Source organism: Frigidibacter sp. ROC022 (assembly GCF_024723735.1).
In the GTDB taxonomy this organism is placed as follows: domain Bacteria; phylum Pseudomonadota; class Alphaproteobacteria; order Rhodobacterales; family Rhodobacteraceae; genus SLM-1.
Genome location: NZ_JANQDU010000001.1, coordinates 57,054 through 76,712, shown reverse-complemented (window position 1 = coordinate 76,712; position 19,659 = coordinate 57,054). Strand labels below are relative to the sequence as shown.

At 66.3% G+C, this 19,659-nt stretch carries 17 protein-coding genes and 1 pseudogene; 5 read left to right on the top strand and 13 right to left on the bottom strand.

Going from position 1 to position 19,659, the window contains the following annotated elements:
- Window positions 1–53 precede the first annotated feature (53 nt).
- Window positions 54–863: a trypsin-like serine peptidase gene (locus NUW50_RS00355; RefSeq protein WP_258287063.1), complete on the top strand. Its 810-nt coding sequence runs from the start codon at window positions 54–56 to the stop codon at window positions 861–863.
- A 178-nt stretch (window positions 864–1,041) separates the two neighbouring features.
- Complete coding sequence (locus NUW50_RS00350) at window positions 1,042–1,542, top strand: Hsp20 family protein (RefSeq protein ID WP_258287062.1); 501 nt, start codon at window positions 1,042–1,044, stop codon at window positions 1,540–1,542.
- Window positions 1,543–1,621: 79 nt separating this feature from the next.
- Here NUW50_RS00350 and NUW50_RS00345 read toward each other — a convergent pair whose 3' ends face one another.
- The 4 genes from NUW50_RS00345 to NUW50_RS21485 all read right to left on the bottom strand — a co-directional run bounded on the left by NUW50_RS00345 (window position 1,622) and on the right by NUW50_RS21485 (window position 6,976).
- Window positions 1,622–3,787: an esterase-like activity of phytase family protein gene (locus NUW50_RS00345; protein ID WP_258287061.1), complete on the bottom strand. Its 2,166-nt coding sequence runs from the start codon at window positions 3,785–3,787 to the stop codon at window positions 1,622–1,624.
- Window positions 3,788–3,977: 190 nt separating this feature from the next.
- A complete protein-coding gene (locus tag NUW50_RS00340) occupies window positions 3,978–5,837 on the bottom strand; it encodes a vWA domain-containing protein (protein WP_443135084.1) in 1,860 nt (619 codons plus the stop codon).
- A 179-nt stretch (window positions 5,838–6,016) separates the two neighbouring features.
- Entirely contained in the window at window positions 6,017–6,556 is a 540-nt protein-coding gene (locus NUW50_RS00335; protein WP_258287059.1) for an RNA polymerase sigma factor, read from the bottom strand.
- Between the two features lie 147 nt (window positions 6,557–6,703).
- Window positions 6,704–6,976, bottom strand: a complete 273-nt coding sequence (locus NUW50_RS21485; RefSeq protein WP_443135065.1) for a hypothetical protein — start codon at window positions 6,974–6,976, stop codon at window positions 6,704–6,706.
- 89 nt (window positions 6,977–7,065) lie between these two features.
- On the opposite strand from NUW50_RS21485, the gene NUW50_RS00325 reads away from it, so the two are divergent.
- Together NUW50_RS00325 and NUW50_RS21480 are read left to right on the top strand one after the other, a co-directional pair.
- The gene (locus NUW50_RS00325; protein WP_258287058.1) at window positions 7,066–7,698 is read left to right on the top strand and encodes a DUF433 domain-containing protein; all 633 of its coding nucleotides are present in this window, start codon (window positions 7,066–7,068) and stop codon (window positions 7,696–7,698) included.
- A 36-nt stretch (window positions 7,699–7,734) separates the two neighbouring features.
- Window positions 7,735–8,097: pseudogene (locus NUW50_RS21480) on the top strand (DUF5615 family PIN-like protein); the annotation flags it as partial.
- Between the two features lie 28 nt (window positions 8,098–8,125).
- On the opposite strand, the gene polA reads toward NUW50_RS21480, so the two are convergent.
- Both polA and NUW50_RS00315 read right to left on the bottom strand, forming a co-directional pair.
- A complete protein-coding gene (gene polA, locus NUW50_RS00320; RefSeq protein WP_258287057.1) occupies window positions 8,126–10,936 on the bottom strand; it encodes a DNA polymerase I in 2,811 nt (936 codons plus the stop codon).
- 189 nt (window positions 10,937–11,125) lie between these two features.
- Window positions 11,126–11,329: a zinc-finger domain-containing protein gene (locus tag NUW50_RS00315; RefSeq protein ID WP_258287056.1), complete on the bottom strand. Its 204-nt coding sequence runs from the start codon at window positions 11,327–11,329 to the stop codon at window positions 11,126–11,128.
- A 153-nt stretch (window positions 11,330–11,482) separates the two neighbouring features.
- Here NUW50_RS00315 and NUW50_RS00310 point away from each other — a divergent pair, with 153 nt between their 5' ends.
- Window positions 11,483–12,115, top strand: a complete 633-nt coding sequence (locus NUW50_RS00310; protein ID WP_258287055.1) for a DUF1345 domain-containing protein — start codon at window positions 11,483–11,485, stop codon at window positions 12,113–12,115.
- A gap of 26 nt (window positions 12,116–12,141) precedes the next feature.
- Here the strand turns inward: NUW50_RS00310 and NUW50_RS00305 are convergent, their stop codons facing one another.
- From NUW50_RS00305 to NUW50_RS00275, 7 genes are read right to left on the bottom strand one after another with little or no spacing between them, the layout of a single operon-like run.
- Window positions 12,142–13,110 (bottom strand): ABC transporter ATP-binding protein, encoded by a 969-nt coding sequence (locus NUW50_RS00305; RefSeq protein ID WP_258287054.1) that lies wholly within the window; start codon window positions 13,108–13,110, stop codon window positions 12,142–12,144.
- Window positions 13,107–14,066 carry an ABC transporter ATP-binding protein gene (locus NUW50_RS00300; protein ID WP_258287053.1) on the bottom strand — a complete coding sequence of 320 codons (960 nt, stop codon included), beginning with the start codon at window positions 14,064–14,066 and terminating at the stop codon, window positions 13,107–13,109. Before NUW50_RS00300 ends, NUW50_RS00305 begins: the two co-directional genes overlap by 4 nt.
- A gap of 7 nt (window positions 14,067–14,073) precedes the next feature.
- Window positions 14,074–14,925, bottom strand: a complete 852-nt coding sequence (locus NUW50_RS00295; protein WP_258287052.1) for an ABC transporter permease — start codon at window positions 14,923–14,925, stop codon at window positions 14,074–14,076.
- A complete protein-coding gene (locus NUW50_RS00290; RefSeq protein WP_258287051.1) occupies window positions 14,922–15,869 on the bottom strand; it encodes an ABC transporter permease in 948 nt (315 codons plus the stop codon). The genes NUW50_RS00295 and NUW50_RS00290 overlap by 4 nt, the downstream gene beginning before the upstream one ends.
- A 9-nt stretch (window positions 15,870–15,878) precedes the next feature.
- Window positions 15,879–17,405 (bottom strand): ABC transporter substrate-binding protein, encoded by a 1,527-nt coding sequence (locus NUW50_RS00285; RefSeq protein WP_258287050.1) that lies wholly within the window; start codon window positions 17,403–17,405, stop codon window positions 15,879–15,881.
- A gap of 27 nt (window positions 17,406–17,432) precedes the next feature.
- Window positions 17,433–18,209 carry an SDR family NAD(P)-dependent oxidoreductase gene (locus tag NUW50_RS00280; protein ID WP_258287049.1) on the bottom strand — a complete coding sequence of 259 codons (777 nt, stop codon included), beginning with the start codon at window positions 18,207–18,209 and terminating at the stop codon, window positions 17,433–17,435.
- Complete coding sequence (locus NUW50_RS00275; RefSeq protein ID WP_258287048.1) at window positions 18,206–19,336, bottom strand: amidohydrolase/deacetylase family metallohydrolase; 1,131 nt, start codon at window positions 19,334–19,336, stop codon at window positions 18,206–18,208. The genes NUW50_RS00280 and NUW50_RS00275 overlap by 4 nt, the downstream gene beginning before the upstream one ends.
- Window positions 19,337–19,659 lie beyond the last annotated feature (323 nt).

The following is a 19,659-nucleotide window of genomic DNA, read 5'->3' as shown; positions in this document are numbered from 1 at the left end:
CCCGACTGGGCCACTATCCGGGCAAGCAACGATCCATCTGGGCAGAAGACCACATGCGGCTACTTCTCAAACTGACCGTGCTGGCGATCCTGCTGTTCGGCGGCAAGGCGCAATCGGACGCAGCGCTCAAGACGCTGCTGACCGGCGCCGACAGCCGCGGTTTCGAGGCGGTCGGGCGGATCGAATTCGGCGGCCGGGCCTTCTGCACCGGCAGCCTGATCTCGGCCGATCTGGTGCTGACCGCGGCGCATTGCCTGTTCGACGAGACCGGCAAGCCCTTTGCGACCGGCGACATCCGGTTTCTGGCCGGCTGGCGCAACGGCCGCGCCACCGCCACCCGCTCGGTCGCGCAGGCCATCGCGCATCCCGACTTCAAGGGCGAGCCCGAGGGCAACCGCCGCATCGCCCATGACCTGGCGCTGCTGAAACTGACCCAGCCGGTGTCGAACGGATCGGTCGTGCCTTTCCTGACCGAGGGGCGGCCGCACGAAGGGGATGCCGTCGGCGTGGTCTCCTATGCCTTCGACCGGGCCGATAGCCCCTCGTTGCAGGATCAGTGCCGGGTTCTGGCCCGGCAATCCGGGGTTCTGGTGCTGAGCTGCGACATCGATTTCGGGTCCTCCGGCTCACCGGTCTTCGTGCTCGAGGACGGCACCCCGCATGTCGTCTCGGTGATCTCGGCCAAGGCCGAGACCGATGGTCAGAAGGTGGCCCTGGGCACCGATCTGGAAGGTCCGCTGGCCGATCTGCGCACAATGATAGACCATGCCGACGACCGGGTTCCGACCGAGGCGCCCAATGTCCGGCGGCTGATGCTGGACAGCGACCGCACCGTGTCGGGGGCCAAGTTCGTCCGGCCCTGAGCCGCGCCGCCCCGGCATGTGCCACCGCCCTGCGACGCAGCTCGCAAGGGGTCTTGAACCGCCGCAAACCGCTTCCTATCTCGATGATGTCGGGTGCCACTGACGGGCCCGACGAAACCAGGGCCGGTCCCATTCCGGGACGGCCAAACAACGTTATCGCTCAATGGAGGATGACCACATGCGAACTTTTGACCTTGCCCCGCTTTACCGTGCCACTGTCGGCTTCGACCAGGTGGCCAACCTGATGGACCGCGTCCTTTCGAACGACGTCGGCAATCAGAGCTATCCCCCCTACAACATCGAAAAGACCGGCGAAGATGCCTGGCGAATCTCGGTTGCCGTGGCCGGATTCAGCCCCGAGGAACTCACCGTCGAACAGCGCGAGAACGCGCTCGTGATCTCGGCCCGCAAGTCCGAGGAGAAATCCGGGAAGGAAGCCGAAGGTGAACGCGTCTGGCTGCATCGCGGGATCGCCAACCGCGCCTTCGAACGCCGCTTCACCCTCGCCGACCATGTAAACGTGACCGGCGCCAGCCATGAGCACGGGCTCCTGAATGTCGATCTGGTACGTCAGGTTCCCGAGGCGCTGAAACCGCGCCGCATCGCCATTGCCGGGCCGAAGAGCACCGGCGAGACGGTGGAGGCCGAGGCGGTCGAAGAGGCTGCCAGCGTCAACTGATTCGTTCCGGATCCCCGACTGTGACAAAGGTTCAGGGCACCCCGCGGGGCGCCCTGTTCCGTTTCCGGTTGTCCGGGGATCACTGGTCGGCGGTTCCGGCCGTGAACAGCATCGTCTCGCCGCTGTGGTCATCGACTCCGTCATTGTCGGTCGCCACCCAGATCGTGCCCTCGGGGGTGATCGCCAGACCTTCGACCTTGTCGAGCACGAAGCCGCCGGTCGCCTTCAGATCGGGGATCAGGTCGCGGACCAGTTCCTTTTCGACCAGCGGCAACTCGCCGCCCGGTGCGGCGGGCACCATCTCGTCCAGCGCGACCCGGTAAATCCTCTTGGTCACCGCCAGATCACCCAGTTGGTTGTCCCTCTCGACGACATAGACCCAGTCGCCATGCACCGCGATCTCGCTGAGCCCGACCCAGCCCACGGTCGGCGCATCCAGCGGATAGCGCACCGCGCCCCATTCCTTGCTTTCGGTGTCATAGGCGACCAGCTTGACCTGGCCCTTCGGATCGTCGCCCCATTCACGCTGCACCGCCATCCACAGGGTCGAACCGACCAGGGTGATGCCTTCGAAGCCGAAGCGCTTTTCCTGGGCCAGCAACTCGGGCGGCAGGGCGACCTCTTCCGTGATCTCGCCGCCGGCGTTCAGGTGATAGAGCGCATGCGGCACCAGGCGGTCGCTACGGCCTTCCGAAGCGACCCAGAAGCCGCCCTTGCCGTCCAGGGTGACGCCTTCCATGTCCAGCTTCTGCGCCGGGCGACCGGCGCGGGTCACGTCGATCGCCTCGACGATATGGGCCGGGCTGCGGCTGGTGTCGATCCGGAACAGCCGCGGCTGGTAGCTGTAGAAGCTGTCGTTCACCGCCCAGAGCGTGTCTTCGCCCTCGGCCACCAGGCCCGAGATCGCGCCCCAGCCGGTCAGCGGCTCCATGCCTTCCGAGGTCAGCATCGGATAGGCCGGCGCCCCGTCCTGCAGGGCGTAGATCATGACATGGCTGCGCGCCGCGCCATCCTCGCCCAGATCGGTTTCATTGGCGGTGACGAAGAGCCCGCGCTCGGGGATCGCCAGCAGCCCCTCCGGCCCGATGCCCGAAGGCAGGATTTGCTTCAGCACCGGCGCGGCGGGGTCGGTCGCGTCATAGACACCGACCACGCTGGCCCGTTCGGCGCCGACGAAGATCATCGGAACACCGTCGTAATATCCGACCTCCATGCCTTCCGGCTCGATCCCCTTGGCGTCCGAGCGCCGATCGGGGTAATGGCCGATCCGGATCACCGCGCGTTCCAGGGCGCCGCCATCCTCATGCACCACGGTGCCGTCCTTGGCAAAGATCGTCCAGCTGCGCGAACCGCCCTGATAATCGCCCTCGTTGGCGGTCACCAGATGCGTGTCATCCAGCCAGCGCACCGCATCCGGCTCGCGCCGGCGCCCCGGCTGATCCTCGTCGAAGATCAGCGCGGCCTTCTCGTCGGTGGCATCGATCCCGGTCAGGTCCACGGTTCCGGCAGGAAAATGCGACAGGATCGTGCCATCGGCGCCGACGACCACGATGTGGTTGTTTTCCTGCAACGTCACGACGATCTCGCCCGACCCGTTCACATCGACGAATTCCGGCTCGGGGTCTTCGGGGGCAATCTCGGCCAGGCCGGTCAGATCGACCACCTTCATCGCGGAACATTCCGGCAGCCCGGCCGCCACCGGCAGGATCACCAGCGACCCGGCCGGCATCTGCGGCAGCGCACCACCGTTCAGATCCTCGTCGCGCTCGTTCTCGATGGCGATGGCCAGAAAGCTGCCGTCGCGGGCCCCGGCGATGGAATCCGGCTGGCCGCCCAGGTCGCAGGAGGCCAGTTCCTTGCCGCTGCCGATCTCGACCGCGACCAGCTTACCCCCGACATCGACATAGTTTTCCGAAGTGTTCACCGCGACCATGGCGGTCGCGCCGAAGACCTTGACCGACGTCGGCTCACCGCCCATTGCGACCCGGCCCAGCGGCTTCGGCGCCGCCGGATCGGTGATGTCGACCATGCCGATCACCCCCGCCGGGCTATCGGTATAGACAAGGGTCATCCCGTCCTTGCTGGCCGAGATGATTTCGGACGAGGTTTCGGCGGCCGGATCGTCACCGGGGCCGGCATTGCTGGCGACCGGGAAGGAGGAGATGCGGTTGAAGGCGGTCTCGGCAAGGCCGGCACCGCAGGCAAGTGCCAGCACCGAGACGGTGGCAAGTGACGTTCTGAACATGGGGTCCCCCGAGAGAATTGTCTGTCCGCCCGCTTTCGCCGGGCTTTGTCACAGCTCTGTGAAGCCTGTGTGAAGAAACGACGCGCGACCGGGACGGGTCGCGCGCCGGATCGGGGCGCCTGCGGGAGGAAGACGCCCCATCGGGGAGGCGTGGGAGAAACGGGATGGGAAGGCCCGCCCCCGGCCCTGCTCAGTTCCCCGAAAGGCTCTCGGCCAGCCGCATCAGCGACACCGCCTCGGCCCGGTAGCCGAATTCGTCCGCCCCCTTGGCGCCATTGGCCAAGGCGATGGCATCGGCATAGGTCCAGTCGCCCAGATAGGTCGAACCGCGCAGCAGCTGGCCAAAGCCGGCAATAGCCACCGCAAAGCGCTGTTCGTCGCCCGCCTCGGCCGCTGTCACCGGGATCGGCGTCTCGATCAGGATCGAGCTGTCCTCGCCGGGTTTCTTGTAGCGCAGCCGCAGGAAGCCCAGCTCTTCGGCATCGCCCGCCGCGACAGTCTCGGGCTGGTAGCGCAGCGGATCGTTCAGGATCGCCGGGCTGCCGACAGGTGTCACCTCGTAGATCGCGGTGACCTGCACACCGGCGCCGATCTCTCCGGCATCCACCTTGTCATTGTTGAAATCCTCGCGGCGCAGGCCGCGGGTCTCGTAGCCGATCAGCCGGTATTCGGCGACCGTGGCGGGATTCCATTCGACCTGGATCTTCACGTCATCGGCGATCGGGAACAGCGCACCGGTCAGCTCGTCGACCAGCACCTTCCGCGCCTCGCTCAGCGTGTCGATATAGGCGGCGGTGCCATTGCCGTTCTGCGCCAGAGCCTGCATCGTCGCGTCGTCCAGATTGCCGCGGCCGAAGCCCAGAACCGACAGGTAGGTGCCGCTCTCGCGCTTCCGGGCGATATAGTCTTCCAGCCCCTCGACATCCGATATCCCGACGTTGAAATCGCCATCGGTGGCCAGCAGGATGCGGCTCACCTCGCCATCCGCGGTCATGCTCTCGGCCACCGCATAGGCCTGTTCCAGCCCGGCCTGCCCGGCGGTCGAGCCTCCGGCGGTCAGATGCGTCAGGGCCGCAAGTATCTTCTCCTTGTCGGCGGCCTTGGTCGGGGCCAGCACCTGCCCGGCGGACCCGGCATAGGTGACGATCGCCACCTCGTCCTCGGGGCGCAGCTCGTTCAGCATCAGCCGGAAGGACTGGATCAGCAGCGGCAGCTTGTTGGCGTCCTGCATCGAACCCGAGGTGTCGATCAGGAACACCAGGTTCAGCGGCGGCCGGTCGGCGATGTCGGGCATCTCGCCCTGCAAGGCGATATGGACCAGCTGGGTGCCGGGGTTCCATGGCGTCGGCATGACGCTGACCGTGGGCTGGAACGGGTGCTCGCCCTCTGGCGCCGGATAGGCATAGGGGAAATAGTTCACCATCTCCTCGACCCGGACCGCGTCCGGCGGCGGCAGATAGCCGCCCATCAGGGAAGAGCGCACAACGCCCCAGGCCGCCGTATCGACGTCGATCGAGAAGGTCGAGACCGGCTCTTCGGTCACCACCTTGACCGGGTTCGGCGCCTCGTTGGCATAGGCTTCGGTGTCGGGCTCGGGGGCGATCATCGGATCGGGTGGCGCGACCGAGGCCGGGGCATAGCCCGACTCCTGCTCGCCGGGCAGCGTCACGCCACGCCGGACCGCGTCGGCGGGCGCCGGCGCAGGGGCCGGCTCGGCTGCGGCGATCTCGGTGCGGGGCTGCGGCTCGGGCGCGGCCTTCTTGGCGGCGGGCGCGGGTTTCACCAGCTCTTCGGCAAGCCGCTCGCGCCCGGCGTCGTCGGCTTCGGCCAGCACCGGTTTTTCGGCGTCGGCATCGCTGCCCGCCCCCTCGTCCCCGGATCCGCTCGCGGGGATCGGCGTCTCCTCGTCCGGCGTGGTCAGTCCGCTCAGCGGCGAGGTCAGCAGGTCGCGGGTTTCGGGGACCATCACCACCACGCCGACCGCCACCAGGGCGGTGGTCGCGGCAAGGGTGGCCTTCATCGTGCTCAGCTTGTGGATCATGGCGTCCATTCCCTTTGCGAACCACCCGACTGCCGGGCGGCTATCGGAAGTGAGACGCCCGGGGTCGGCGCTTTCTTGGTGTCGGTCGAAAATTTCCTGCGCCGCGCGCAGATGCGCGGCCTTCAGCTCCGGGTCGGGCCGGGGCGTTGCGGCTTTCATCGCCGCGCGAAGATCGTCGAGCTCGTCGCTCATGCGCCCTGCTCCTTTTCGTGCAGCGCCCGCAGGCGCTTTTTCACTTCGCTCATCCGCCAGGCCAGCGTGCCCGCGGCGATGCCCAGCACCTCGGCGGCCTGCGCCTGAGTCATCTCGCCGTCCAGCACCAGCGCCGCGGTGTCGCGCAGTTCTTCGGGCAGCGCCCGCATCGCTTCGGTCAGCCAGTCCACGGCGTCGCGCTGTTCGGCCATCGCCGCCTGCCGGTTCAACTCCCAGTCGCCCCATCCGGTTGCGGCGCGGGCCCGGGTCGCGGCGCGGCGGCGGCGGTCATGCGCGGCATTGACGACGACCCGGTAGAGCCAGGTGGTGAACCGCGCCTGACCGCGAAAGCCCGCCAGCTTGGCCGGCAGCGCGAGACAGATGTCATGGGTCAGGTCCTCGGCCTCGGCCCGGCGGCCGGTGAGGCGGAAGGCGAGACCGAACAGCCGGTCGTAATGGCGCCCGAGCAGCGCCGAGAAGGCAACTCGGTCGCCATCGGCGGCGGCCAGGGCAAGGGCTTCGTCGTCGCTGTCCATGCGCATATCAATGACTGTGACGCAGGCGGGGGGTCAATCCTTGGCGGATCGGCGGATTTTTCGGCCCGGAGCCGGTGTCCCCATGGGGACGGGGGGTCAAGCCATTGATATCAAACAGGCATCCCGTGGGGACGCCAGTATGGTTAATCAAACCTTTCGGGAATCAGCCCCGGTCCCGCCCCGCCCGGCCGCGCCACCTGCCACGCCTGAGCCGGGGACAGACATCTTGCCGAATTTGACTTCCGTTTCCACAACCGTCAGGCTTTGGGGACTGGCGACACCGAGCGCGCAGACAATGCGCTGATCGGCATCGTCGGAAAAGCGCCTGACCAACCACACAGCTGGTGCCCAATGACGAAGCAGGAAAAATGCAAGCCAGAAAAAGCGGCCGGCCAGAATCGAAAGGGCCGTGCGAGACATGATCAACGCTGGCAAACTAACCGTCACAAAGGCGGAGAAAGCGTTTAAGAAGGCAGTCAAACGTATTTCTAAGACTCAAGGCAACAAAGATGTCTAATACTGTTTCGGCATTTAGCGAAGATCAGGTTTCCAGGCTGACCGGACTGACCGTTGGTCAATTGAGAAGCTGGAACAGAACCGGTTTCATCCAACCCGAATACCTCAACAAAGGCGCACGCACGTTCTCGCGCATTTATTCGTTCAGGGATCTATTGCGCCTACGAATCCTCAATCAACTGAGGAACGTTTACCGTGTCCCCATGCATGAGCTTCGTCGGGTTTCCAAAGAGTTGGAGCACCTTGGAGACGAGAAGTGGACTTCACAGAGGCTGTGGGTTCTCAATAGAAGGGTTGTCTTTGAAGAACCAGAATCCAGCAGAAAGCGCGAGATAGCCAGCAAACAGTACATCGCAGAAATACCTCTGAGTGTCGTGACCAGCGACGCGAGATCAGATATCAGCAAGATGAATCAGCGGGATGATGTCGCCGGCGAGATTGTCAAGAAAAGGCAGCTTCATAGTTCAGAAGAGGTCTTTTCCGGCACCAGAATTCCCGTAACTGCTATTGAAGGCTACATCGAAGCGGGATTTGATGACTCGGAAATCTTGAGAAGGTTCCCAACCTTGTTGTCAGAAGATATTGATGCGGCTCGCGCTCGCCACGACCACAAGGGAGCGGCTTGACCAGCCGAAAGGCAATAATTCCTTTTTTTCACCGACAACGACGTCGATGACGCGCTCGGTGACTTCCTCAGAGATTCGGGTCACGGCTTGGTGAGGTTGCGAGACGAGATGCTCACGGATTCACCTGACCCGGTCGTGGCCGCAGCGTGTCGTGAGGCTGGATGGGTGTTGGTTACCCACAATGTTAAGCACTTCAAGGCGATTTCTCAAAAGGAAGAATACAAGACAGGTCAACCGGACAAGTTGTGCAGGATCGAGATGGAATGCCATCAAGTCGAATCTGTAGACAGAATGAAGGTTGCTCTGCCCACCATTGAGTTTGAGTGGGGGCTCTTAGGGGATAAGAAACACGGCTTGCGGGTCACTGTAGCAAATCGACTTATTCGCGTCTGCAAGTGACGGATAAGTCACCTAAAATAGCATCTTTCTAATGCGCCTCGGCCCAGTTCGCGCCGGTTCCGGCATCGACAGTCAAGGGCACGTCGAGTTTCAGGGCCGGTTCGGCGGCGTGTTCCATGACCTCGCGGACCACGGCGATCACCTGGTCCTCGGCGCCCTCCTCGACCTCGAACAGCAGTTCGTCATGCACCTGCAACAGCATCTTCGCCGGAAGGTCCGCAATCGCCGCCGGCATCCGGATCATCGCGCGGCGGATCACGTCGGCCGCCGCACCCTGGATCGGCGCGTTGATCGCGGCGCGGCGGGCGAAGCCGGCGGTCGGGCCCTTGGAATTGATCTCGGGCGTATGGATCCTGCGGCCGAACAGGGTCTGCACATAGCCTTCGCGCTTCGCGAATTCGACGGTCTGATCCATATAGGCGCGAATCCCCGGGAAACGCTCGAAATAGCGGTCGATGAAGCCCTGCGCCTCGGCCCGGGGGATGCGCAGGTTGCGGGCCAGACCAAAGCCGGAAATGCCGTAGATCACGCCGAAGTTGATCGCCTTGGCCTGGCGCCGGATATCCGGAGTCATCTGGTCCAGCGGCACGTTGAACATCTCCGAGGCGGTGATCGCATGGATGTCCTGGCCGTCGCGGAAGGCCTGTTTCAGTTCGGCCAGCCCGGCGACCTCGGCCAGCAGCCGCAGTTCGATCTGGGAATAGTCGAGCGAGATCAGCCGGGTTCCCGGCGGCGCGACGAAAGCCTCGCGGATGCGGCGGCCCTCCTCGGTGCGGACCGGGATGTTCTGCAGGTTCGGGTCGGTCGAGGCGAGCCGCCCGGTATTGGCCCCGGCGATCGAATAGGAGGTATGGACCCGGCCGGTATCGGGGTGGATATGTTCCTGCAGGGCGTCGGTATAGGTCGATTTCAGCTTCGAGACCTGGCGCCAGTCGAGCACCCTGGCCGGCAGGTCGTGGCCCTCGGCGGCGAGGTCTTCCAGCACGTCGGCCCCGGTCGCGTAGGCGCCGGTCTTGCCGGTCTTGCCGCCGGCGAGGCCCATCTTGTCGAACAGGATTTCGCCCAGCTGCTTCGGCGAGCCGACGTTGAATTTCTCGCCCGCCAGTTCGTGGATCTCTTCTTCCAGCCGGGCCATCTTCTGCGCGAAGGCGTTGGACATCCGCGACAGCACCTCGCGGTCGACCATGATGCCGGTCATCTCCATCGTCTTCAGCACGTCCACCAGCGGCCGTTCCAGGGTCTCGTAGACGGTGGTGACCTTCTTTTCGTGCAGCTGCGGCTTGAACAACCGCCAGAGCCGCAGGGTGATGTCGGCATCCTCGGCGGCGTATTTCACCGCATCCGCGATCGGCACCCGGTCGAAGGTGATCTGCGATTTCCCGGTGCCCAGCAGCGACTTGATCGGGATCGGGACATGCAGCAGATACTGCTCGCTCAAGAGGTCCATGCCGTGGTTGTGCAGCCCCGCGTTCATCGCGTAGCTCATCAGCATGGTGTCGTCGAAGGGGCCGATGTCGATGCCGTTGCGGGCGAAGATCTTGGCGTCGTACTTGATGTTCTGGCCGACCTTCAGCACCGCCGGGTCCTCCAGCAGCGGCTTCAGAAGGCCGATCGCCTCGGCGGGTTTCATCTGGCCCTCGGCCAGGGCGTCCGAGCCGAAGAGATCGTCGGCCACGCCCTTCTTGTGCAGCAGCGGAATGTAGCAGGCCTCGCCGGGAGCGGTGGCCAGCGAGATTCCGACCAGCTCGGCCCGCATCTCGTCCAGCGCCGTGGTTTCGGTATCGACCGCCACGACGCCGGTGGCGCGGGCGCGGTCGATCCAGGGTTGCAGCCCTTCGGCATCCCGGACCCAGACATAGTCCTCGGGCCGGAACGGCGGCTGCTCGGCGATCTGGCCGGGGGATTCGGGATCGGCGCCGCCGGGGGTGGTGTCGGGGATCGCCGGGCTTTCGACGCCCAGCTTGTCGGCGACACGTTTCGAGAGGGTGCGGAACTCCATCGAGGCGAGGAAGGGCAGCAGCACCTCCGGATCGGGGTCCTTCACCTCGAGCTCTTCCATGGTGACGTCGAGCGGCATGTCGCAATCGAGCTGCACCAGGCGTCTGGAGGTGCGGATCTGCTCGGCATTGTCGATCAGGGTCTGGCGGCGCTTGGGTTGCTTGATTTCCCCGGCGCGTTCCAGAAGCGTGTCGAGATCGCCGTATTCGTTGATCAGCAGCGCCGCGGTCTTGATCCCGATGCCGGGGGCGCCGGGCACGTTGTCGACCGAATCGCCGGCCAGCGCCTGCACATCGACCACCCGTTCGGGATAGACGCCGAATTTCTCGTGCACGCCCTCGCGGTCGATCACCTTGTTCTTCATCGGGTCGAACATCACCACCCCGTCGCCGACCAGCTGCATCAGGTCCTTGTCGGACGAGACGATGGTGGCGCGGCCGCCGGCGGCGCGGGCCCGGCAGGAGAGGCAGGCGATGATGTCGTCGGCCTCGTAGCCCTCGATCTCGATGCAGGCGACGTTGAAGGCGCGGGTGGCGTCGCGGGTCAGCGGGAACTGCGGCACCAGATCCTCGGGCGCCGGGGGCCGCTGAGCCTTGTAGAGCGGGTAGATGTCGTTGCGGAAGCTCTTGCCGGAATAGTCGAAGATCACCGCGCAATGGGTCGGCGCATCGTCGCCCGAGGCGTCCTCGACCAGCTTGAACAGCATGTTGACGAAGCCCGCGACGGCGCCGACCGGGAGCCCGTCGGACTTGCGGGTCAGCGGCGGCAGCGCGTGATAGGCGCGGAAGATGAAGGCCGATCCGTCGATCAGCGTCAGGTTATGGCCCTTGCCGAATGTCATGCCGCTGCCCTCGCGTCCTGGTGTCGGATGTTTTCTGACATGTTCGCGGGTCTTGCGCCACCGCCCTGCGCCCCGGCCGCCATGCCGGAGCCGCGGCCCGGCTGCGCGACACCGGCCAGCGCCGGCGCGGCGGCGGGGGCGGGAGCCTCCGGCGGGAGTATTTGGGACCCGGAGATGGGCAGGCGCGGGTCAGCCCGGGGCCTGAACCTCGTCGGCCTCGGTGTCGGCCACCGAGCTGTGGACATAGCGCTTGTCGCAATAGCCGCATTCCACCACCCCGGTGTCATGCGGGATCGAGAGCCAGACACGGGGATGGCCCAATGCGCCCTCGCCGCCGTCGCAGGCGACGCGCCATTCGGTGACGATCTGGGTTTCGGGCGGGGGAATGGGCATGCGTGTGGTCCTTGCGTTGCGGGCGCATACTAGCGGCTTCGGCGGCTGCTTCAAGCGCTGGCGTCACGGCAGCGGGCCGGCGCCGCCGGCTTATGGACTTCGCGGCGGTGGCGGCGATAGTGACAGGGTCCCGAGCCCATGTCAGGCGGTCCCATGATTGCACGGCTGATCCAACTTCCGCACGGTCTGTTCTGGGCCTTCGGCCTGTCGCTGCTGCTTGTCGTGCCGGCCTGCTGGAGCCTGCTGCGGCCGGCCGATGCGCTGCTGGTCGGCTTCGACCTGGCGGCGCTGGTCTTCCTGACCCTGACCTATCTGTCCTTCCGCAGCGCCGATCACGCCGAGATGCGACAGCGGGCGGCGCGCAACGACGCCGGACGCGGCTGGCTGATCGCCGTCACCGGATTCCTGCTGGCGGTGGTGCTGGTCGCGGTCTGGGTCGAGGTCAACTCGACCAGCGGGGCGCTGTCCACCAAGCTGCTGCCGCTGCTGAGCCTGGCCATCGCCTGGGCCTTCGGCAATCTGGTCTTCGCCCTGCACTATGCCCATCTCTATTACCGGCAGAGCGGCAACACCGATGCCAAGGGGTTGAGACTGCCGGACAATTCGGCGCCGACCTATCTGGATTTCTGCTATTTCGCCTTCACCATCGGGATGACCTTCCAGGTGTCGGACATCCTGATCGAGAGCCGCGAAATCCGCACCACGGCGCTGCTGCACGGGCTGATCGCCTTCATCTTCAATGTCGGGGTCGTGGCGCTGAGCGTGAATGTGGTCGCGGCGGGCTGACCCCGCGGCGGGGTCGGGGCCGGGTCTCAGGCATGGTGGCAGGAGACGAATCGTTCGGGTGCGACCGGGCGCAGCTTCGGCGCCTCGCTGGCGCAGATCCCGGTGGCACGGGGGCAGCGTTCGCGGAACGGGCAGCCGACCAGTTCCCGCAGGCGGCTGGGCGGTTCGCTGACATCGACGGCGCCGGTGATCCGTTTCGACGGGTCGGGGCGCGGGATCGCGGTCAGCAGCAGTTCGGTATAGGGATGGCGCGGGTCGGTGAACAGCGCCCGCGCCGGGGCCAGTTCCACCAGTTCGCCCATGTAGAGCACCGCGACCCGGTCCGAGATCTTGGCCACCACCCCCAGATCGTGGCTGATGAACATCAGCGTCAGGCCCAGCCGCGTCTTCAGATCGGCCAGCAGGTTCAGGACCTGGGCCTGGATCGACACGTCCAGCGCCGACACCGGTTCATCCGCGATCACCAGTTCCGGTTCCGGCAGGATGGCGCGGGCGATGCCGACGCGCTGGCGCTGACCGCCGGACAGCTCATGCGGATAGCTGCCCGCGAATCCGGCGCCGAGGCCGACCATGTCCAGCGCCTTGCCGACCCTTTCGGCGCGCTCCTGCCGGCTCTTGAAGATGCGGTGGATGTCGCCGGTTTCCGCCACCGAATCGCCCACCGAGCGGCGTGGATTGAGCGAGGCATAGGGGTCCTGGAACACCATGCGGACGTTGAGCCGGGTCTCGGCCATGTTGCGGCGATTGCGGCCCAGCAGGTCGGCGCCGTCCAGCGTGACGCTGCCGCCGTCGGCCCCGGTCAGCCCCAGCAGCACGCGGGCCAGGGTGGACTTGCCGCAGCCCGATTCTCCGACGATGCCGAGGGTCTCTCCGCGCCGCACCGCCAGCGAGATGCCGTTGACCGCGTGCACCGCGTGGGTCTTGCCCTTGCGCTGCACCTTGAACACCTTCCGCAGCTCGCGGATGTCCAGAATGATGTCGGTCCCGGCGCTCATGCGGTGGCTCTTTCGGTCAGCGGAAAGTGGCACAGCGCCGTCTGGCCGGCTGCGCCATGGACCAGCGGAACCGGGCCGGACCGGCACAGGTCCGTCGCCCGCGCGCAGCGCGGCGAGAACGGGCAGCCGGGCGGAATCGCGATCGGGCGCGGCGCCGATCCGGGGATCGTGGCCAGCAGCGGATCATCGGATTCCGGGTCCGGCAGGCAGGCCATCAGCGCGCCGGTATAGGGATGCAGCGGCGCCCGGAACAGGGGCCCGACATCGGCGGTCTCGACCAGCTTGCCGGCATACATCACCGCCACCCGATCGACCAGCTGCGCCACCACCCCCAGGTCATGGGTGATGAACAGCACCCCCATGTCGAGCCGGTCGCAGAGGTCGCGGATCAGGCCCAGCACCTGCAGCTGCACGGTGACATCCAGCGCCGTCGTCGGCTCGTCCGCGATCAGCACCTGCGGCCGGCAGGCCAGCGCGATGGCGATCATCACCCGCTGCCGCATGCCGCCGGACAATTCGTGCGGGAAGGCGCGCAGCTGATGCGCCGCATCGGGAATCCGCACCATGTCCAGAAGCTCCCGCGCGCGGGGGCCGGGGTCGATGTCGGGATCGTGGACCCGTACCGCCTCTTCGATCTGCTCGGCGATCCGCAGCACCGGGTTCAGCGAGGTCATCGGCTCCTGGAACACCATCGCCATCTTGCCGCACCCTTCCCGGCGCACGCGCTGATGCGGCGCCAGATGGGTGATATCGGCCCCGTCCAGCGTGACCCTGCCGCCGGTCAGGGCGAGGCCCGGCGGCAGCAGCCCCATCAGCGCCAGCGAGGTCATGCTCTTGCCCGAGCCCGATTCGCCGACCAGCCCCAGAATCTCGCCCGGCTCGATCCGGAACGAGACCCCGCGCACGATGTCGGGCCCGCCCTGCACCGATACGACGATGTCATCGACATTCAGCATCGCGGCCTCACTTCCTCACCATCTCGCGGAATCGCGGGTCCATCCGGTCGCGGATCGCATCGCCGACGAGATTCAGCGAAAAGGCCGTCAGCACGATCATCAGCCCCGGCCACAGCAGCAGCCACGAGGCGCGGGTGATGTAGATGCGCGATTCCGCCAGCATGTTGCCCCAGGACGGAATCTCGGGCGGCGCCCCCAGCCCGAGGAAGTCCAGCGAGGCGGCGCCCAGCTGGGCGAAGGCGAAGACGAAGCTGGCCTGCACCAGCAGCGGCGAGACCATGTTGGGCAGGATATGCCGGGTGATGATCCACCAGGTCCCGGCCCCGGCGCTGCGCGCGGCCTCGACATAGGGTTCGGCCCGCAGCCGCAGCGCCACGCCATAGACGATGCGGGCCGTGGTGGTCAGGTAGATCAGGCCGATGGCCAGGATGGCGTTGAACACCCCCTGCCCCAGGATGACGATCAGGCCCAGCGCCAGCAGCAGCGACGGGAAGGACATCAGCACATCGACCATCCGCATCAGCACCCGGCCCAGCGCCGGGTAGAGCGCCGACAGGATGCCGATGGGCACCCCCGAGGCCAGCGCGAAGGTGACGACGCCGACGCCGATCAGCAGCGCAAGGCGGGCGCCGTAGACCAGGCGGCTGAAGGTGTCGCGGCCGAAATGGTCGGTGCCCAGGAGATGCGCGCCGCCGGGCGGCAGCAGGCGGTTCACCGGGTCGATCTGCTCGGGCGGATAGGGGGCGATCCAGGGCGAGAAGGCCGCGAAGACGACGATCGTCAGCAGGAAGATCACCCCCAGCATGGTGAGCGGACGCGAGACCGCCAGTCGCCGCCATCCTGACAGGGCCCGCATCATTCCAGTTCCACCCTTGGATCGAGCAGCCGATAGGACAGATCGACCAGCAGATTGATGACGAGGTAGAGGCAGACGGTGATCAGGATCACGCCCTGGATTACCGGATAGTCCCGGCGCATGATCGACTGCACCACGGTGCGCCCGATGCCGGGCAGCGCAAAGACCGTCTCGGTGACGACCGCCTCGGAGATCAGCGCCGCGAAGGTGAAGCCGAAGGCCGAGACCACCGCCAGCAGCGCGTTGCGCAGGATATGCCGCAGCACGACGCGATAGGGCCGGATGCCCTTGGCCCGGGCGGTGCGCACATAGTCCTCGCGCGCGACGTCCAGCATGGAGGCGCGGGTCAGCCGCAGGATCAGCGCCGCGTTGGGCGCCGCCAGCGCGATGCTGGGCAGCAGCAGGTAGCGCAGGTTCGACAGCCCGCCCTCCTCGAAGATCGAGGGGTAGCCGGAGCTGGGAAACCAGCCCAGCCCGGCGGCGAAGATCAGGATCAGGTAGAGGCCGACCCAGAATGTCGGGACCGAGGCCATGAGCATCGCCAGCCCGGACAGGCCCTGGTCGATCCAGCTGCCCTGGCGGATCGCGGAGAGGATGCCGATCGGCACCCCGATGACGACGATCCAGATCATCGTGATCGTCGCCAGCAGGATCGAGGTTTCGGCGCCTTCCCGGATGACCTGGGTCACCGGCGTCTCGAAGAAGATCGACTGTCCCAGATCGCCCTGCAGGGCGTTGCCGACCCAGATCAGATACTGGACCACCAGCGGCTCATCCAGACCCAGCCGGTCGCGCAGCAGGGCCACCTGTTCCGGGGTCGCGCCGTCGCCCAGCATCACATAGACCGGGTCGCCCGGAATCAGATGGATGAATCCGAAGATGATGATCGACGCGGCGATCAGGGTAATGATCGCCGCGCCGGTGCGTTTGAGGAAATAGCGACCCACGCGCCAGCCCTACTTCGTCGAGGCACCCCAGAAATGGGGGAAGGCCGGGGCACGTTCCCATGGCGTCACCAGGTCCGGCGAGGCGATGTCATAGGAGAAGATGTTGCCCACCTTCACGACCGGAAGCTGCGTGTAGATCAGCTCCTGCAGCTTCGACCAGGCCGCCTGCCGGGCCGCGAGGTCCGAGGTGCCGGTGAACTCTGCCATCAGAGCGTGCTTCTCGTCGCTCTTCCACCAGCCCGGGTAGCTGTCGTTCAGCACCGTCAGCAGGACCGGGTCGGGAATGCTGCCGTGGTGGGTCATGAACATGTCCCATTGATCGGGCTGGCCGCGCAATTGCAGCAGCGTCGCCCAGTCGACCACGACCATCTGCACGTTGATCCCGGCATCCGCCAGCTGCCGGGTGAAGACGCTGGCATCGTCGAAATGCGCCTTGTAGTTGGTCGAGACCAGCAGCTTGATCGGGGTGCCGTCATAGCCGGCTTCCTCGGCCAGGGCGCGGGCCTTTTCGGGGTCGCCCTGACTGTAGAACTCGGTGCCGGCGGTGGTGTGCCAGACATTCCCGTCGGGGAAATAGGCGCCGTTGGCTTCGAACAGCTCCGGTTCACCGACCGAGACCTGCAGGGCCTGTTCCATGTTCAGCGCCGCCATGATCGCCTGGCGCAGCTTGGTGTTCGTCGCCAGCGGACCGGCGGCCGAGTTCATGAACATCAGCCCGAAGATCGGCGCGGTGCTGATCTTGACCTGGATCGCCGGGTCGTCGCGCACCTGCCCGTAGAGGTCGCCCGAGATGTATTCGGCATAGTCGTAGTCACCGGCCTGAATGCCGCTGACACGGGTGCCGACATCCGGAACCGGGATGAAGCGCAGCTTCTCGAAATTCGCGACCCGCTGGCCGGCTTCGCCATCGCTGGGGCCGGGATTGGGCGTGAAATCGTCGAACCGCACCAGCTCGACATAGCGGTTCGGACGCAGCTCGCCGAACTTGTAGGGGCCGGTGCCGACATAGTTCTCGGCGGCGATCGGCTCTCCGCCCGCGGCGGTGACGATCTCGGCCGGATAGATGACCGGGCCGCCGTTCACATAGGCGAGGATGCTTTTCCACGCGCCGTTCTTCGCATCGAGGGTCAGCGTCACTTCCAGGTCGCCGGTGGCCTCGGCGCTGACCAGGCCCAGCAGCTTGCCGCGGGAACCGAATTCGGCCCAGCGGTTGAGCGAGGCCGCCACGTCCCCGGCATCCATGATGTCGCCGTTGTGGAACTTCACCCCGTCCCGCAGGCTGATGGTGATGACCTTGCCATCCTCGGACATCGTCTCGCCAGTCGCCAGATAGGGCTGCGGCGCATTGGCCGAGTCGAAGGCGTAGAGCGTTTCGAACATGTGCTGCGAGATGGTCGAGGCCAGGGTGGCCGTGCCCATTTGCGCATCGAGGCTGGGTGGTTCGCCGATGGTGGCATAGCGCAATGTCTGCGCCGACACCGGCGCCGACGTCAGCGCCGCCAGCGCGAGTCCGGCAAAGAGGCTTCTCAGTTTCATCAGTCAGTCTCCCTGTTGTATTTCAAGTCATTGGCAGGTCTGGCCGCCGTCGATGACCAGATTGGCGCCGGTCATGAACCGGGCCGCATCCGATGCGAGATAGACGGCCAGCGCCCCCAGATCGGCGGGATCTCCCATTGTTCCCATGGGTATGTCCGCAACCAATCCGTCGATGATCTCCGGGTTGCTCTCTTTCCACTTCATGTTCGGCGCGGTCGCGAACAGGCCCGGGCTGATCGCGTTCGCGGTGATGCCGTGTCTGGCCCAGTCCACGGCGAGGGTGCGGGTGAACTGGATGACGGCGGCCTTGGCGGCCTCGTAGTGCCGCCCACCGATCCCGCGCCCGGCCACCAGGCCGTTGATCGAAGCCACGTTCAGGATTCGCCCGCCCTTCCCGGCGGCGATCATCGCGGCGCCGATTTCGCGCGAGCAGATGAAGGTCGAGGTCAGGTTCAGGTCGAAGAGCTGCTGCCAGGTCGCCAGATCCAGCGTCTCGGTCGGCACGTTCACCCGCCGACCGCCGACATTGTTGACCAGGATCTCGAAGCTGCCGACCTCGGCCAGGGCCCGGCGGCAGACCGCCTCGGCCTCGTCCGGAAGGCCCATGTCGGCCTCGAAGGTCCAGACCCGGCGGCCCAATGCGCCGATCTCTGCCGCGGTCGCCTGCAAGGCATCCGAGGGCCGGGCCACCAGCGCGATGTCGGCCCCGGCCCGGGCCAGGGCGAGCGCCATTTCCCGGCCCAGCCCGCGGCTGCCGCCGGTCAGGAACGCACGTCTTCCGGCCAGGTCGATGACAAAGCTCATGCGGCTCTCCATTCGCCGCCGACGGCGATGCCGACCGGGGTCAGGCGGCGGTCGAAGGGCACCACCTCGCCACGCACATCGACCAGATCGACGGGGCCTTCGGCTTCGCGGAACACGCTGACATCCCCCAGGGCGCCGGGGCGCAGATGGCCCCGGTCCTGCAGGCCCAGCACCCGCGCCGGGGCGGCGCTTGCGGCCTCGATCACCTCGGGCAGCGTCCAGCCGAGGGCCATGAACTTGGTCATCACATGCAGGTTGTCATGCGCCGGGCCGTCCAGGCAGAACGCATGGACATCCGAAGAGATGACGTCGGGCCGGAAGTCCTGCGCCAGCATCGCGCGGGCGGATTTCCACGAGAAGGAGCCCATGCCGTGGGCAATGTCGAAGATCACGCCGCGCTCGCGCGCTTCGCGGACCTGCGGCCGGACATTGCCTTCGCCGTCCACCGGCGCGTTCGGGAAGGGCCGGAAGCAATGGGTCAGGACATCGCCCTTGCGCAGGCGCGCGACGACCTCGCCATAGCTGGGCGGCGGCTCGTCGATATGCACCATCAGCGGCAGGCGCGTCTCTTCCGCGACGGCCATCGCCACATCCATCGGCGCGATGCCCGACGGCCCGCTGGCATTGGCGCCGATCCGCACCTTGATGCCGACGATCGTGTCGGGATTCTCCGCGACGACCCGCACCGAATCCCGGGCCGCCATCAGGCGCATGTCGTGGCTTTCGCCGACCTTCACCGTATCCGAAAAGGCGTAGATGCCGGCGAAGCTGATGTGCAGGAAGGACAGGATGCGCGGAAAGGCCGGCCCGATCACATGCCTGGAGAACCCCGCATAGTTGCCCGGCCCGGCGCTGCCGGCATCGACCAGCAGCGGGCTGGCCGATTTCAGCGCATAGGCATCGGGATCGACCCCCAGCGAGGTGCCGCCCCAGTAGACATGGGTGTGCAGGTCGATCAGGCCCGGCGTCACGATCGCTCCGGTCGCATCGACGGTCTCGGCCCCTGCCGGCGGCGCGACATCCAGGCCGGCCACCCTGCCATCCGTGATGACCACATCGGCCAGTTTGTCGATCCCCTGCGACGGGTCGATGACGCGCCCGCCGCGCAGGACCAGATTGCTGCTCATCGGTGCGTCGCTCCGGCAGTTGAAGGATGCGGGCCGGTCAGGCCCGGGATCGCGGGCCCGGGATCGGGTGTCCGCGAAGGGGAAGCCGCGCGGCACGCGACAGGCCTGCGCCGCAGCCCCGGCGCGAGACGTCGAGCGGCCCGGCGTGACAGGACGCGATGACCCATTCGGCTCTCCACCCGTGACATTCCCCCATCAAGACCGCATCCATGGAACCACCCTGCCAGAGCGGCCAAGCGGACAGGCAATCGTCACCCTTGAAGTGTGTAATTTAGCTACATAGCTGTCAACACTTTTGATGAGTTTCAAAATAGTTACTGATT

Bases quoted from the DNA above. Each gene is read 5' to 3' on its own strand.
- NUW50_RS00355 (WP_258287063.1), top strand. From the start codon at position 54: ATGCGGCTACTTCTCAAACTGACCGTGCTGGCGATCCTGCTGTTCGGC.
- NUW50_RS00350 (WP_258287062.1), top strand. From the start codon at position 1,042: ATGCGAACTTTTGACCTTGCCCCGCTTTACCGTGCCACTGTCGGCTTC.
- NUW50_RS00345 (WP_258287061.1), bottom strand. From the start codon at position 3,787: ATGTTCAGAACGTCACTTGCCACCGTCTCGGTGCTGGCACTTGCCTGC.
- NUW50_RS00340 (WP_443135084.1), bottom strand. From the start codon at position 5,837: ATGGACGCCATGATCCACAAGCTGAGCACGATGAAGGCCACCCTTGCC.
- NUW50_RS00335 (WP_258287059.1), bottom strand. From the start codon at position 6,556: ATGGACAGCGACGACGAAGCCCTTGCCCTGGCCGCCGCCGATGGCGAC.
- NUW50_RS21485 (WP_443135065.1), bottom strand. From the start codon at position 6,976: ATGTCTCGCACGGCCCTTTCGATTCTGGCCGGCCGCTTTTTCTGGCTT.
- NUW50_RS00325 (WP_258287058.1), top strand. From the start codon at position 7,066: ATGTCTAATACTGTTTCGGCATTTAGCGAAGATCAGGTTTCCAGGCTG.
- polA (WP_258287057.1), bottom strand. From the start codon at position 10,936: ATGACATTCGGCAAGGGCCATAACCTGACGCTGATCGACGGATCGGCC.
- NUW50_RS00315 (WP_258287056.1), bottom strand. From the start codon at position 11,329: ATGCCCATTCCCCCGCCCGAAACCCAGATCGTCACCGAATGGCGCGTC.
- NUW50_RS00310 (WP_258287055.1), top strand. From the start codon at position 11,483: ATGATTGCACGGCTGATCCAACTTCCGCACGGTCTGTTCTGGGCCTTC.
- NUW50_RS00305 (WP_258287054.1), bottom strand. From the start codon at position 13,110: ATGAGCGCCGGGACCGACATCATTCTGGACATCCGCGAGCTGCGGAAG.
- NUW50_RS00300 (WP_258287053.1), bottom strand. From the start codon at position 14,066: ATGCTGAATGTCGATGACATCGTCGTATCGGTGCAGGGCGGGCCCGAC.
- NUW50_RS00295 (WP_258287052.1), bottom strand. From the start codon at position 14,925: ATGATGCGGGCCCTGTCAGGATGGCGGCGACTGGCGGTCTCGCGTCCG.
- NUW50_RS00285 (WP_258287050.1), bottom strand. From the start codon at position 17,405: ATGAAACTGAGAAGCCTCTTTGCCGGACTCGCGCTGGCGGCGCTGACG.
- NUW50_RS00280 (WP_258287049.1), bottom strand. From the start codon at position 18,209: ATGAGCTTTGTCATCGACCTGGCCGGAAGACGTGCGTTCCTGACCGGC.
- NUW50_RS00275 (WP_258287048.1), bottom strand. From the start codon at position 19,336: ATGAGCAGCAATCTGGTCCTGCGCGGCGGGCGCGTCATCGACCCGTCG.